Genomic DNA, 15546 nt, shown 5'->3' on the forward strand with positions numbered 1-15546 from the left:
TGTTGAGAAATAAGGTTCGCTCCGTGTTAACTTTTCTTCACTCTATGACCTCTACTAACCTAACGGTTCACTCCACGCCATTAGTTTTAACTCACATCCACCATAGTTTACTACTCCTGATTCCACTATTTTACATAAAGGAGGTGATGTACCCAAGAGGCAATTGATTCATTTTTTGTCAGTCATGCATCCGGACTCAGATCTTGTTACTCCGGACGGCCGTCACAGGATGGATGTTGGGCTTAAAACTTAATCAAAGGGAGTGAAGAAGTTGATAAGTCTCAAGAGATTTCGCAAACCTTTCTCGCTTGGCATGTCGATCCTTCTTGCATTAACTCTTGTTCCCGTCGCCTCCGCCAGCAGCAGCAGCGTATCGGGACAGAGCAGCTTGAGATCGTCCGCGCCCCAAGTGGCCGAAGCCAAAATTGACGCTAAATTGCAGACCCAGTTTAAGCAGGACGACTTCGTCACCTACCTTGTCAAACTCAAGGAGCAGACCGATACCACTTCGGTCGCCAAGCTGGCTCTTCAGAAAGCCCAGCTGGAGAAATCGACTCCTTCCGCCGCGAAGCTGTCCGTACGGACTTCCGTTGTCAGCGCTCTGCGCGAAACGGCCTCCCGCACCCAATTTAAGCTGGAGGAATACTTGCGGAAAGCCCAGCAATCCGGAGAAGTGAAAGACTACAAAAGCTACTTTATCGTAAATGCCATGGCGGTGACAAGCTCCAAAGAAGTGATGGAGCGAATCGCCCTTTTCCCCGAAGTCGAGAAAATTTTGCCGAATGAAAAACGTCATCTGCAAAAGGTTGAAATCGATAAAGATGCGGCTGTAGAGCCTGCCGTGAAGATGCCTGCTGTGAAACCGGCCGACGAGGTCTCCACTTCACTGGGCGATTCAAAGCAAGCGACCAAGGACGTTAACCCAAGCAGCGTTGAGTGGAATATTGCCCAAATCAACGCCCCTGAGGTGTGGAACATGGGCATCGATGGCACCGGCATCGTGGTCGCCAACCTCGATACCGGGGTAGACTACAACCATCCGGCGCTGCGGAGCAAATGGCGGGCCATTGATGCTTCGGGCAATATCGTGGATCCCGAGCTCAGCTGGTATGATCCGCACAGCCACGCTCCGCTGCCTGCCGATTCCCATGGCCACGGTACGCACACCATGGGAACGATGGTTGGTTCGGAACCAGACGGCTCGAACCAGATCGGCGTCGCGCCTGGTGCAAAATGGATCGCTGTCCGGATTTTTAACCCTGACACCACGGATGACATCATCCTGGATGGCGGCCAATGGCTGCTCGCGCCAGTGGATGCCGAAGGGAATCTGCATCCGGAGCTCGCTCCTGACGTGGTGAACAACTCCTGGGGGGGCGGTCCCGGCATCGATGAATGGTTCCGCCCGATCGTACAAGCTTGGAGAAGCGCGCAAATCTTCCCTGAGTTCTCCGCGGGCAACACCGATTTTGATAACCCCGGCGGTCCGGGTTCGGTAGCTGCGCCAGCGAACTATCCAGAAGCGTTCGCTACCGGCGCTACGGACATCAACGGGAATTTAGCGGATTTCTCTTTGCGTGGACCTTCCCCTTACGATGAAATTAAACCGGAGGTTTCCGCGCCAGGTGTTAACATTCGTTCCTCTGTTCCTGGCGGAGCTTATCAGGGCGGCTGGAACGGCACCTCGATGGCAGGTCCGCATACGACAGCCATCGCGGCCTTGCTGCTGCAGGCGAACCACTCGCTCACGGTAGACCAGCTCGAGGAAATCTTGACCAGCACGGCCACGCCGCGGACAGACGCTGAGTATGACACAGTACCTAATAACGGGTACGGATATGGCATCGTAAATGCATTGGATGCCGTAGGCTCCGTGCTCCAAGGTATCGGCACGGTCTCAGGTCGTGTGATCACGGCAGGGGAGGATTTAGAGGAACCGGTGCTGACACATACACCGCCTACTTTAATATATGAAGGCTTCGATGTGACGTTATCCGCTCAAGTAAGCGATGATGTTGCCGTCACATCCGTTGAATTTTACGCCAAAGAAGCGGGAACCAGCCATTATGTATACATTCCAGCTGTACGAGTGTCGGGGAACGAAAAAGACGGGGTATATGAAGCAACGATCCCCTCTTTCCTAATTAGTACTGCTGGGCTCGACTACTACATTCGAGTGAACGATTACGGTAACAACGGATTTGACAGCGACCCTTACTCCGTGAGCGTATCCGCCGGTGTTGTGCCCGGTTATTTGCAGGATTTCGAAACGGATATCACTGGGTTTGTTTCCGGCGGAGCCGGGAATACCTGGGCTTGGGGAACGCCGGTCAGCGGACCGGGCAGTGCTTATTCCGGCGAGAAGGTGTACGCTACCAATCTAACCGACAGTTATGAACCCCTTGCCAATTCCTATCTGCTGGCGCCTCCGATTGATTTAACGGACAGCCCGGAAGGAGCCATCCTCTCTTTCAAACATTGGTACGATCTTGAAGAGGGATTTGATGTCGGCACGTTGTACATGGCAACCTTGGATACCGATTATGCCTTTGTACCCGTGGCAGAGTATACCGGAACGAGCAACGGCTGGACCACGCAATATCTGGATCTGCGTGACTACGCCGGTCAGCAAGTGTACTTGCAATTTGGCTTAACGAGCGATGGTGTCGTGCAGAAAGCAGGATGGTATCTGGATGATCTCTCCCTGCAATTGCCTGATGACTCCGCTCCTGCGGCTCCTACGGATCTGAGCGGCTCCGCCACCCTCGTAGGCAGCGTTGAACTGACCTGGTCTCCTTCCGTTGACGAGGACGTAAAAGAGTACACCGTATACCGTTCCACAACTTCAGGATCCGGTTATGAAGAACTCATTACAACATCTTTGACGGAATATACCGACACCACAACCGAATCGGACATTACTTATTATTATGCGGTTACCGCAACGGACTATAGCGGTAACGAAAGCGCCAAGTCGGAAGAATTGGAGATCAACGTTGTTCGTCCGCTTATCATTTTCAGCGACAACTTTGACGGTGACAGCGATAACGGCTGGACGCACAGCGGCGCAGGGGATAAATGGGAACGCGGCACTCCGATGGAACCCGGTCCGACCAGCGCTGTATCCGAGCCAAACGTATGGGGAACCGATCTCGACAACAATTATGAGAATGGAGCAAATGCTTCGCTTGTCTCCCCAACGATCGATTTGAGCACCGTCGATAACGCGACCCTTGTGTTTGATCATTGGTTTGAAATTGAGAGCAACTTTGATTACGGTTATGTGGAAATCAGCTCCGACGGCGGAGCGACATGGAACGAGCTGGGGAGATTTTCGCATAACACCGAGGGCAAGGTTTGGAGCCCTGCTTATTACGATCTCGAGGATTACGTCGGAGAACAGGTACAGGTTCGCTTCCGATTAGCAACAGACGGCAGCGTTGTGAGGGCCGGCTGGTACATTGACAATGTTCAGGTGCTGAGCGTGAATACACCCGAAGATCGGGTGACGAAAGACGTGCTCGGCGACACCGGAACGAAAAAGGACAAGGTTGTAAAATCCGGACCGGCCTACAAACTGACGCGTACCAGCAAGGCTGAATTTGAGCGACAAGTGAAGGAAGCGAAGCCATCTGGTGACATCGGCATCAGCAGCCTGCCGGCCAGCGCAACGGTGACGGTGGTGGAAACCGGGCGTTCTGTCAAAACCGATCCAGCCACCGGACGCTACAGCTTCAATCATATGGCTGGGGATTACACGCTGAAAGCGGAAGCCTACGGCTATTATCCGGAAACGGCAAATGTGACCATCACCGATCAGGGGAATGCCAAGGTGAACTTCACCCTGGAGCCGATTCCGAAGGGCACGCTCACTGGTACGATCACGGATGAACGTACAGGTGAGCCGATCGAAGGTGCAACAGTATCCGTACTTGAAGATGCGATGGTTGCACCACAAATCACCGGGGCTGATGGCAGCTTCTCCTTAGAACTTCTGGAAGGGACCTATACGTTGTCGGTAATTGCAGCCGATTATTACGGCGATACGTTAACGGTGACAGTACCGCCGAACGGAACTGCTGACGGCTCGCTGGCACTCAAGCCGTTTGTGGGCTTGCCTGGCGAAATCGCCTACGATGACGGCACGCTGGAAAATGCGTGGGTCTTCAACAAAGCAGACAACGCCTGGGCGGTACGCATGACGCCGGAGGCCGGCGCGGTGCAAGTCACCGGTGCATTGATCCGTTTCATGAATACGGAATGGCCGGTTCCGGGCGGAACCGAAATCCAATACGCCGTTTACGATGCCTCCGGCCCGGACGGAGCACCAGGCCAGCAAATCGCCGGTCCTTTTGACGGCACTGCTTTGCGTAATGATGAATGGACCGTGCTTGAGCTGCCAGAGCCGGTTACAGTTGAAGGTGACTTCTACATCGTCTACATTCAAACCTTAGTCGGAACCAACGCTCCAGGGATTGGGACGGACGAATCCAGCCCGAACGCCGGTCGCAGCTGGAATCGCATCAACGGAGTGTGGAGCTTGGTTGATCAATCACAAGGCAACTTTATGATTCGCGCCGTCGTCCGTTATCCGGTGCATGCACCAGTGATTACGTCTCCAGAGGATGGATCTTATACGAATCAAGCCGCCTTTACCGTAACCGGAACCTCTATGGCGAACGGCGCTGAGGTGAAGGTATACAACGGCACCGAGCTGGCAGGAACAACGACGGTTGAAAACGGGCAATTCAGTCTGCCGATCGAGCTTCATGACGGAGCCAACGAGTTGACTGCCGAAGTCCTCGTGAACGGGAAGGCAACCGATCGCTCACTGCCTGCCACAATTACACTGGATACAGTTGCTCCGGAACTTGAAGTCGTTTCACCCGTGGACGGCTTCCGAACCAATTCAGAAGTATTGAATGTGACGGGTTCTATGTTCGATGAGTTCATCAACAAGTTAACCGTCAACGGGCAAGAGGTTCCGTTGGAAGGCAGCGGCGCGTTCGCATATCGTATGTTGATTAACGCCGGTGAGAATCTGATCACCGTGACCGCGACGGACCATGCCGGAAACGAAACGACGGTCACTCGGACGGTCTACGTGGATACCGAGCTGCCGGAGATCATGAATCTGACACCGGCAGAGGATGTTCATTTAACAGCAGGTGAAGCGCTGACGGTCTCCTTTGACAGCGTTCCAGGGCTGACGGCTTCGTTCCACATCGAATTGCCGTTATCGGTATCGAGCGCTTCGAGCAACGGTATTCCGTTAACGGAAACGGAACCAGGGCACTATGAAGGAACGTACACGATACCTGCCTCGCTTGTCTTGGAAGGCGGCGTGATCGTTGTCACTGTCCAAGATGCGGCTGGAAACAGCGGCGACTTCCAAGCACCGGGCCGCTTGTTTGTCAGCGCTCCGGGTGAAGATCCGGGAGAAGATCCAGGTGAGGATCCTGGTGAAGACCCTGGGGAGGATCCCGGGAATACGCCAAACGTCCTGCCGGTTGCTGTCATTCATGCCGTGGAACGTTCAGCCAAGAATAAGCAAGTTGAATTTGACGGATCCGCCTCCTCCGATGCCGACGGTCGTATCGTCCGCTACAGCTGGTCGTTTAGCGACGGCGGTACTGAGTTCGGCCCCAAAGTCAAACACCGCTTCTCCGCTGCTGGATCGTACACCGTCACCTTAACGGTGACTGATAACGCCGGCGCGGAAAACAGCGTGGTTCACAGAATCGTGATCCGGTAATTCCTTGGACACGATCTGAAAGCAAATCAGCCCCAAGCGGCACAAAACCGCTTGGGGCTGATTTTTTTATATCTAACCGAATCGACAGCCTTTTTTACCGTTAGACAAAAACTGTGGGGGCGTACGCCAACGTTACGCTTCGCGAATCCGGTACAGTACGCTGTCGAAGTCGCCGCGCAGGGACAACTCGATGCCGATTTGCATCAGGCTGCGGCCACTCCAGGCGCCGGACACCCCTTCGATGGCGTAGGTTTTGTCCGGCGCGAGGCCTTGCAGACGTAAGCGAGGCAGGCGGTCGCCCAGCCGTTGCGAATGCAGGAACGCCAGCAGCACGCTATCCCCGCGAGCGGCGTCCACGTACTGAACCGCCGTCACCCCCAGGTGGCTCAGCGCATTCAGCCGGTACTGGTCGCCGAACTGCACCAGCGGGCGGATCGTTTTGTAAAGCTGGACAAATCCGGCGGCCTCCTGCAGCTCCGCCTCGCTCCAATGGTTGAGGTTCGCGCCGATGCCCAGCGTTCCCATCATCGCGCTGTGGAACCGGTACGGCAACGACAGCACGCGGCGGTTCATCCCGGTAGGGGACTCCGTCACCCAGCAGGTCATCATTTTCGGCGCATACACATAGGAGAAGCCCTCCTGGATGCTCAGCCGGTCGAAGGCATCTGTATTATCGCTGGGCCAAGACTGATCCGCATATTGGAAAATGCCAAGATCAATCCGCGAGCCCCCGCCCGCACAAGTCTCAAACTCCACGTGCGGGAACCGCCGGCGCAGCTCGGCCCAGATCTCATATAGGCTTTGCACGTGCCGAATCCAAATCTCCTTCTGGCGATTCAGCGGATGATCCCTCATCCCTGGCTCCGTCACCGTCCGGTTCATGTCCCATTTAATGAACTTGATTTGGTGTTGGCTAAGCAGATCAGTCATGAACTCCAGGATGTAGTTTTTGACCTCCGGCTTGGAGATGTTTAAGAGCAGCTGGTTGCGCAGCTCCGTCCTTCCCCGAGTCGGAAAATGGTACACCCAATCCGGATGACTCCGGTACAGGTCGCTGTCCGGGTTCACCGCTTCCGGCTCCACCCAGATCCCGAAGTCCATGCCCAGCTCATGTACCCGATCGATCAGCTCGCTCAGCCCGTTCGGGAACTTCTCCCGGTTGACGACCCAGTCGCCCAGCCCGGCGCGATCATGGTTGCGCGCCCCAAACCAGCCGTCGTCAACAACGAACAGCTCCACACCAAGCTTGGCCGCGCGCTCCGCTAAAGCCATTTGGTCCTGCACGTTCACATCGAAGTACGTCGCTTCCCACGAATTGTACAGCACCTTGCGCGGCTCTCGGCTCGGCAGCACGTAATCGTGTTGATAGCGATGCAGCTTGCGGCTCATCTCGCCGAACCCGGCGCCGCTATACCCGCCGACAAACATCGGTGCGGTAAACGTCTCGCCGGGGCCAAGTAACCACGTACTGTCGAAATCGTGGATGCCTCCGATTACGCGAACGTGACGAAATGCAGTTTGTTCGGCGACGATTTTCCAGTTGCCGCTCCATGCCAGCGCCCCGAACCATACATCGCCGCGATCCTCCGCCGCCGTCCCGTCATCAACGGCAACCCACGGATTCGCATGGCCGTCGGTGAAGCCGCGGCGCGATTCCAGGACTTTTTTGCCTTCGGATAAGAAGGTACGTCGCAGTTGGAACTCGCCCGCCCACTTCCCTGTGACATGCGTCAACCGATAGTCCCGCAACACCGGCATCGTCCAAGCAGCCGATTGCATCGTCTCCAACAGCACCGGTTCACCGCCCAAATTCACAAAGCTGGCGGACCGCTCCAGCACATCATGTTCAGGAATCACCACATAGCTCAAGCGAACCTCAAACGGATACACCTCATCTTGAAAGGTAAGCGTCAGCGTATCTTTCCCGTTTGGCTGATCGACCCGGTACCCCGCATACTTCGGGCAAAAATCCCGCACCCCATCCGGCCAAGTCACTTTTAGCGACGGTTCAACATATCCTACACCGCCCCAGAAGCTGTACTCCTCCGCTTCCCGTTCAATCTCCGCGTCGAAGGAGCTATGCCCCCGCGTTCTCAACAGCGGCAACGCCTCGATCGGATCGATCGGCGCTCCCCAATATAGATGCTGCAGTCTGCCTTTCTCATTCAAGCCAAATACATAAGAGCTGCCGTTCGTTTGCAATGCAAAAATCTGATGTTGTTCATCCACCCAAATTGCCATGTTCAGATCACCGTCCGCTGAGTGAGTTTAAATAGTTTGGCTTCCGCCGGCTTCAGGTCGACAACCAGCTCGCCCGCGGTTTCCTGTTCCGTACCTTCCCACAAATCATCAACCCGGTACAGCACCTTCGGATTCAGACCCGCACGCGATAGAGATACCGTCTTCCGAGCCCCCTTCGTCCCATCAAAGTTAAACACGGCCATATACCACGCATCTCCGCCCTCAGGATTTGAAGCAGGAACCTCCAACACAAACACATCAGCTGCCCGATCACCAAAGCCCCCTTCCAACGGCCGGAAAGTTTGCCCCAATCGGGCGATGTCCATCACCGCGCGATTGCCCAGCCAAGCCTTGGCACGTTCTGCGGCGCCTTCCTTGCGGAAGTCATCGCCAAGCAATAGCAGTGTTCCGGCAATGACCGATGCCGTCAGGCGGCTCCGCCCTTCATGCCAGCCAGTCTCGTCCTGATTGAAGCTTTTGTAGAGTACCGTGTGGTCTGGATCGTTAAATCGGTACAAGCAGCCATTCATCCACCAGCCGTAAGTCAACGAGTTGAGCAAATATTCCGTATCTCCGATCTGTCCAAACACATCGCAGGAAATGCGGCGGCTATGGGCAAAAGCGTACGGAAACAGCGGCGCAATCGACAGATTGATAAAAAATGGCCGTCCAACCGCCTCCGGCGACAGCTTTGATGCCAAATAGGATAAGCCGTGGCGGTAAGCCGCGATGCCGGTCGTGATCGCAGGGTCATAATGCTTCCCTTCCAGCGCCCCGTGCGCCATGAAGTCGAGCTTCACGTATTCGAAGCCTTCGCGAATGATCTTCTCCGTAAACCAATCGATCCGCTGCAACGCCCCCGGATGTGTGGGATCAATCGCCAGACCGCCGGCGATATCGGCCACGATTTCCCCTTCCGCATCGCGAAGCAAGATCTCACCGTACGTATACTTGCCGCCCGTGCCCTCCACTTCCCGGCTGAATTGCTCAGGACTGCCCCAGAAGGCAAACGGCGTCCAATACGTTCCCGGCTTATGTCCATTCTCCCGCACCCGGCGCAGTGCATCCGCCATCTCTTCTGCCGTCAGCCGATCCCAGAAGGCATCGAAGTTGATGTAGAGTGTCTCTCCGCTCTCAAATCCCAGCGGCTGCACTTCACCTCTCAGAAAATCACTGGTTGACGTATACAGCTCGTAATCCAACGTGCTCATTGCCGCCGACCAGCTGTTCCAGCCAAACGGTACGCCGCCTTCCCACTTCAGCGGTGGCTCAACCGCCGCGTTGGCTTGGCCATATGCCTCCAGCCCCTCGCGGTAATCGTCATAATATCCCGCGAACACCAGCGGGGATTCGACCCGCGGCCCGTGCACATACCCGTGCGGCTGCGTATCCCGTGTCATCACGCCGGCTGCCCCGGCATACAGCTCGAACTCATCCAGCCTGCCAGCTCGTTCACTTCGGATGCGGATGCCCGTCTTCCAAACGTCGTGGGACACCGAGCCCGTCACAAAGCCCCGCCGGCTGCCCGGATAAAACAACGCGGCCGCTTCATAGCTTTCTGTCTCCCAAGGCAACGGCTGTGCAATGTAACGCACCCATTTATCGTTGTCGTAAGGGATGCGAAGAGCATGCAGTTGATCCTCCCCAGACGCCTCGTGACGCGAGGGAGCGTTTTCGATACTCAGCTTGGCGGACTGCAGCACCACAATCCGGTTTAACTTTAGTCCGCCTTCAGCTGCCACAACAACCCGGATCAAGAAGAAAGGTTGCTGCTCATAAAGGGAAAAATACTGCTCCACGATCGGCAACCCCGGTTTTTCGTGACGAATCCCCACCTGCAGGCCGCATCCAAACGCATCGCTAAGCTCCTTCGGCTCCCCGATCACTTCATGGCGCTCATACAGGCCGGTATGGTATTCCCTCCCCTGCCACCGAAACGCGCTGCGAATCTCGTGCCACACCAGCGCTTCGCGGCAGGTCCAGGCAAAGGTGCCGCCAGCCAAATCAAAGCTTAAGCGACCAAGCCCGTTATCCAAAAATTTAAGCGTATCTGATTCCACCCAGAAGCGGACTTTTTCCGTGATCGTTCCGTTAATCGTCATTCAACCCCACCCTTTCTCCGCTTATTCGCCCCCATTATAAGGTCGAACCTTATGAGGTTCCATGCAACGATGTTCCGATTGATAGCGGGATATGCCTTTTTTGATTAGCAGCTTCGTTCAAAAACAAAGCAGCGGAGGAACCCATTCCCCCGCCGCTTCAGTCACATCGTCTTATTTCCACAGTTCCATACGTTCTTGATACTTCTTGTTATACACATCTTCCAGTTTCGATAGGCCAGCAGCCTCCACTTGCTTCATCATGGTGTCGTACAACGTCACCACGTCTTGCTCGCTAGGAGCCAAGGCCATCTTCAGGAAGTACTCGTTAATCGTCTCGTTCACCTTCGTCTCCATAATGGCTTCCGGTGTGCCACCGTCCGGGCCAAGGCTATCGTAAGGCGCCGTATCAAACGACGTATCCGCCAAGTTCTTGATCGCCAGATCCGTCGTCGGATCGCTCATCCCACGGCCAATCAAGTCATATGGCGTGCCGTCAGAGCCCGGTCCGTTCTTGATCGTCCAAGTCCATTTGCGGATCCCGGTCGTGCGGGAGGCTTCTGCCCAATCCTTCTTGAAGGCGTCCAGTACTTCTTGACGCGGCACGTGCTTGCCATCCTTCATATCCCAATGCTCGCCTTCCACGCCCCACATCATCAAATACTGCCCTTCCTCGCTGGCGAGGAAATCCAGGAACTTGATCGTGCGAACCGGGTCCTTGTTCGTCTTGGTGATGGAGATGCCGTCCCAACCAAGCGAGCTCTTTGGCCCGTACGTCGTTTGGTCTGGTCCGATGCCCGGTGCCAGCACTTTATATTGATAGAACTGTCTTTCCTCCGCCTTCGCGGGGTCCGGAGCATCTGCCTTCAACAGACCGTTGGCTCCGCCTACGTTCCAACCTGCATCCGCGGTAGCAAAAACGTTCCCAGCTGCCAGCTTCTGTTCATACTGCTTCGTCTTCATCGTTACCCACTCTTTGTCGAGTAGACCTTGGCGATACAATGAGTTCATATATTTCATCATTTCCAAATACCGCGGATCGCGGATATCCTTCAGCAGCTTGCCGTCTTTCTCGTAATACGGCATAATGCCATACATTCCTTTAAACGTACCGGTGACCCCGCTCATGTTGTCGCCATTTAACGTCATCGGAATGGTTTCCTTGCCATCGATTGTTGGGTACTTCTCCTTAAACGCCTTTAGCAGGTTCTCGAACTCTTCGGCGGTAAACGGCTCGCCGTTGTTCACCTTATCCCCAACACCCAGCTCCTTCATCAAATCCATCCGCATCAGGAAGCCGAATACCGGATACTGCTCCAGACCGTACCAGTTAGCCAGATAGTAGTTCTTCCCGTCCGCACTGCGCGTCTTCTTCAGCGTATCCCCATACATCTTCTTGATGTTCGGGCCGTATTGCTCGATCAGATCGTCCAGCGGGATCACGGCTCCCGAGGAGATATACTTGTTCATGATGTCGCTTCCGCGGCTCATCAGCACGATGTCCGGCAAATCGTTACTTGCCAGCATCAGGTTCAGCTTCTCCGCTGGATTCCCGGTGGGCTGCTGGATTTCTACCGTCACGCCCGTTTTTTCTGTAATCGCTTTCGCTACAGGGTTTGTAAATGGATCCCCGGTGTTCTGGTCAAACAACGTCAGCGTGATCGGCGACTTGTCATCCGCCGGTGCCTCTCCGGTTGTTCCGCTCGCCGCAGGAGAATTGCCTCCCGCCGACGGGGTGTTCCCGGACCCGCAGCCTGCGAGCAAGGCCAGGACCAACATAGAGGATACCATGAATAGCAGCTTTTTCTTCATTCGCGTAAACCCCTCTCTTGAACTTTTGCGCTTGGACCTCAAGCTCACCTCAATTGTAAAAAGCGCCCCCCGGGATATCTATAACGTAAAGTTACTATTCATAATGGAAAACGACTTTCATCGACTTCCCTCCGTTAGAACCCCTATATCAGCCTATATTCAGCCGCGTTTCCAGCTCGGACGCATTCGGATTTAACGGCAGGCGAATCGTCACATTCGTCCCGATGCCAAGCCGGCTGAAAATTTCCACCCCGTATCGCTCCCCATAAGCCAGTTTGATCCGGTCATCTACATTTTTGATCCCATAGCCGGATTGATTGCTCGCTTTGTTAAACGCCTCCTCCAGCCGCTGGCGGGTCATGCCTTGTCCGTCGTCGATGACCTGCAGCAGAAGATCTTCTCCTTCCGCCTTGAGCTTGACGATAATGTTGATGCCGGACTCACTCCAAATCGCGTGATTGATGCAGTTCTCGATAAATGGCTGCAAAATCAACTTGATCACCGTGCGGTTAAACAACGACTCGTCCAAATCGTAGTGCATATGCAGCATCCCGCGGAACCGAATCGCCTGGATGGAAACGTAGTTTTTGACCAACTGGATTTCTTGTTCCAGCAACACCACCCGTTTGCCCTTGTTCAACGAGATTCGATAATATTTCGATAAATGGTTAACCATCTGGTACACCTGCATACTGCCTTCCTTCAATGCCAGCGAAGAGATCGAGGACAACGTATTGTATAAAAAATGCGGATTAATCTGCGCCTGCAGCGTCGTTAGCTCCGAATCTTTGACGGCGATTTCCTTCACGTATACCTCATTAATCAGTTCCTGAATACGCGCCGCCATCTTCTGGAACGCGTACGACAGCTGCCCGATTTCATCGTTGCCCATCGGCATGCGTTGCACCTGAAAGTTCCCCCGCTCTACCTTGCGGATTTGCTGCAGCAGCCCCTCGATCCGTTTCGTAATCACCTTGGCTGTCACAAAAATAAGCAGGGCGGCAACCGCAATCACAGTGACCGATACCCAGACAATTCGTTTGGTCGCTTTATTCGTATTGGCGAGCAGCTCGTCATAGGGAACGGTGATGACCGTCGTCCATCCGTTACGTAACTTTTTGTAGGTAAAAAACAATTCCTGTCCGTCAATCCGCTTATCGAACTTCCCGCTGGACAACGTTATATCCCCTTGAATCGGATAGAGGTCGAACAGCTGATTGCCCTTCATCGCCGCATCACCGGAACTGATCACGCGGCCGTTCTCGTCGATGATGTAGACGCTCTTGTTGACGTTCTCTTTTTCGATCAGGGAGTAGATTTCCTTGTCGTCGATATTGATCGTTAGAATGCCATACGGTTGCGATAAGCTGAAGTAGCTCAGCGAACGGGCCAGTGTGACATAGGACGACCCGGTCTGCGGATCTTCGATATGGGTGTAGACCGGACTTCCGGCCGCGTCCAGCGCCTGTTGCTTCACCCTTTCCGGGAGTTCCTCGGTGTAGCGGATGTACTGCTTATCGGAATAGAGCGTCTTGTTATCGATGTAAATGGTGATGCCCTGAAGATTAGAATTGGAAATCATCATGGAGGACATCGTCCGATTGATATAGCGGAAGGCATCAATATAATAAAAGGCCTGCTCATAATCATTGGACAGGTAATTCCGCAGCTGCGCATCCATATACAAAATATTGGTCAGCTGCTCGTAATACCCCAGCCGGTTCTCCAAGTTCGTATTGATCTGATTTAACGTCCCGCTTAACGAAGCGTACGTCTGCTCCGTAATCGTGTCCCGCGTAGAAGTGTAGGAATAATAAATCAGCACGGAGCACGGGATAAAGGACACGAGAAGGAAAATAATAAACAGCTTATTGCGCAGCCGAAGGTTGGCGAACCAATGGGGCCTGAACAGGAACAATCGCCGAGTGATCGGGTTCATGCCTTTCGTCCTTTTAGAGATTTTTTCGATATTCATTTGGCGTGACTCCTTGGTTTTTCACGAATAAGGAAATGAAATAGGACGTGCTCTCGTAACCGATTTTCTGGGCGATATCCTGTACCTTCAGCGATGGATCTGCCAGCATCTCCTTGGCTTTCTCCAGGCGGATGCGAGTCAGATAGTCATGAATCGTCATCCCGGTTTTGTCCCGGAAGATCGAGCGCAGATAGTTCGGTGACAAATACACTTGGCTGGATAAGCTTTGAATTGTGATCGGCTCATGATACGTATTGTCGATGATCTGGCAGACCTGATGTACCAGCTTGGCGTTCTTGTCCGTGGACCGCTCCATCAGCAACTCCAAGTAATGGGCTGCCGCCCGCCAAATCGCCGCTTCAATCTCCTGCAACGTTTGGCAGTCGTACACCGATTGGTACAAGGCGGCACGTTTGACCGGCTCGGCTTGGCAATTTAGGCTCGGAGTGTGAATCTGTTCCTCCAAGCGGTCCAACAAATCGATCGCCCACTCGTACACAAGCGATTTATCGATCCGCAGCTGGCGAACGTTCATGAGATAATCACGCAATATCGCTTCTGCCTCTTCACTGCGCTGTTGCTGCAGCACCTCCATCCACGCCTGCTCTGAGAAGGGCGGCAGCTCTCCATAGCGGTACCCCGGTTTGACGTCACCGACAAATAAAATCTGCCCCGGCCCAAGGAAGAAGCGTTCGTCCCTTAAGCTGCACACCCGTTCATACAGCTGAGCGATACCGGCAAGTTCGGCTGCTTCGTTGCTGATGGCGAGCGTGACTGACAGCCCCAGCAATCCTCGGACCGTCTGTTGCAGTGTCCCCCACTGCTCTCGTGTCATAGCGGGTTGGCTTCCTCTCTCAGGTTCAGCTGCGATAAAGATCGCCAGCTCCCCTTCCTGCAGCGTAGCCACCATCGCGTCTTTACGAATCGCGTGAAAATAATCCTCCAACACTTCCGGCAGACGGGAGATCGCCGTTTCCAACGACCCCGCCTCCCCTCTGACGTCGGTCTCCCCGCGGTTGATACTTCCGCTTGCGCAGCGGTCCACACTGCAGAGCGCCAATGTGTAGGAAGCAGCGGATGCTCCCCTCCCCCGTTCCAACTTTCCTAGCTCGACGGTGAGTTGCTCTTGCCGAACTAGAGATTTTTCGTGAAGCAGCTCCTTCAACAACTTGGCTTTGGTCATCTGGACCGATTTATATTTTAAACGCACCTCTTCGCACTTTTGCTTCACCTGCGCAATCACACCGGAAATTTCCTCCAGATCCAGCGGCTTCAGCAAATAACCTACTGCTCCGACGTGCAAGGCTGATTTCACGTAACTAAACTCGTCATGACCGGTCAGAAACACGATCTGCATCCAGTCATACTGCTCCCTGACCCACTTGGCCAACTTCAGGCCGTCCATGAAGGGCATCTGAACGTCTGTCAGCACGATGTCGGGCTGAATGGCTTGGATTTTCTCCTGAGCGTCCTTCCCATTGATGCCGACGCCAGCGACGTAAATCCCCATCTCTTCCCAACGGATGATGTCCCGCATCATTTCCAATTCCAATTCCTCGTCGTCCACCAGAAAAATGCTGTACATGTCCGCAAGCCCCCTTCGTTTGTCTTTCTATGCCTGATAACCGTCCTGGGAGGACGGTTCTTTCAACTTGTAACTTCGT

General features: G+C 54.3%; 6 protein-coding genes. 1 reads left to right on the forward strand and 5 read right to left on the reverse strand.

Annotated features, from left to right (window positions below; all coding sequences use genetic code 11):
* Window positions 1-271 precede the first annotated feature (271 nt).
* A complete protein-coding gene (locus tag M891_RS0113590; RefSeq protein ID WP_028539234.1) occupies window positions 272-5755 on the forward strand; it encodes a S8 family serine peptidase in 5484 nt (1827 codons plus the stop codon).
* Between the two features lie 132 nt (window positions 5756-5887).
* Here M891_RS0113590 and M891_RS0113595 read toward each other — a convergent pair whose 3' ends face one another.
* The 5 genes from M891_RS0113595 to M891_RS0113615 all read right to left on the reverse strand — a co-directional run bounded on the left by M891_RS0113595 (window position 5888) and on the right by M891_RS0113615 (window position 15467).
* A complete protein-coding gene (locus tag M891_RS0113595; RefSeq protein WP_028539235.1) occupies window positions 5888-7996 on the reverse strand; it encodes an alpha-galactosidase in 2109 nt (702 codons plus the stop codon).
* A 2-nt stretch (window positions 7997-7998) separates the two neighbouring features.
* Entirely contained in the window at window positions 7999-10098 is a 2100-nt protein-coding gene (locus M891_RS0113600) for an alpha-galactosidase (RefSeq protein ID WP_016313257.1), read from the reverse strand.
* A gap of 171 nt (window positions 10099-10269) precedes the next feature.
* Complete coding sequence (locus M891_RS0113605; protein WP_028539236.1) at window positions 10270-11907, reverse strand: ABC transporter substrate-binding protein; 1638 nt, start codon at window positions 11905-11907, stop codon at window positions 10270-10272.
* A gap of 148 nt (window positions 11908-12055) precedes the next feature.
* A complete protein-coding gene (locus M891_RS0113610; RefSeq protein ID WP_028539237.1) occupies window positions 12056-13882 on the reverse strand; it encodes a cache domain-containing sensor histidine kinase in 1827 nt (608 codons plus the stop codon).
* Entirely contained in the window at window positions 13860-15467 is a 1608-nt protein-coding gene (locus M891_RS0113615) for a response regulator transcription factor (RefSeq protein ID WP_028539238.1), read from the reverse strand. Before M891_RS0113615 ends, M891_RS0113610 begins: the two co-directional genes overlap by 23 nt.
* Between the last annotated feature and the right edge of the window lie 79 nt (window positions 15468-15546).

Source organism: Paenibacillus sp. J14, assembly GCF_000518465.1.
Lineage (GTDB): Bacteria > Bacillota > Bacilli > Paenibacillales > Paenibacillaceae > Fontibacillus > Fontibacillus barengoltzii.

What these genes read in the sequence shown, in the direction of transcription:
- M891_RS0113595 (WP_028539235.1), bottom strand. Translation starts at nt 7,996, where the DNA reads ATGGCAATTTGGGTGGATGAACAACATCAGATTTTTGCATTGCAAACG.
- M891_RS0113600 (WP_016313257.1), bottom strand. Translation starts at nt 10,098, where the DNA reads ATGACGATTAACGGAACGATCACGGAAAAAGTCCGCTTCTGGGTGGAA.
- M891_RS0113615 (WP_028539238.1), bottom strand. Translation starts at nt 15,467, where the DNA reads ATGTACAGCATTTTTCTGGTGGACGACGAGGAATTGGAATTGGAAATG.
- M891_RS0113610 (WP_028539237.1), bottom strand. Translation starts at nt 13,882, where the DNA reads ATGAATATCGAAAAAATCTCTAAAAGGACGAAAGGCATGAACCCGATC.
- M891_RS0113605 (WP_028539236.1), bottom strand. Translation starts at nt 11,907, where the DNA reads ATGAAGAAAAAGCTGCTATTCATGGTATCCTCTATGTTGGTCCTGGCC.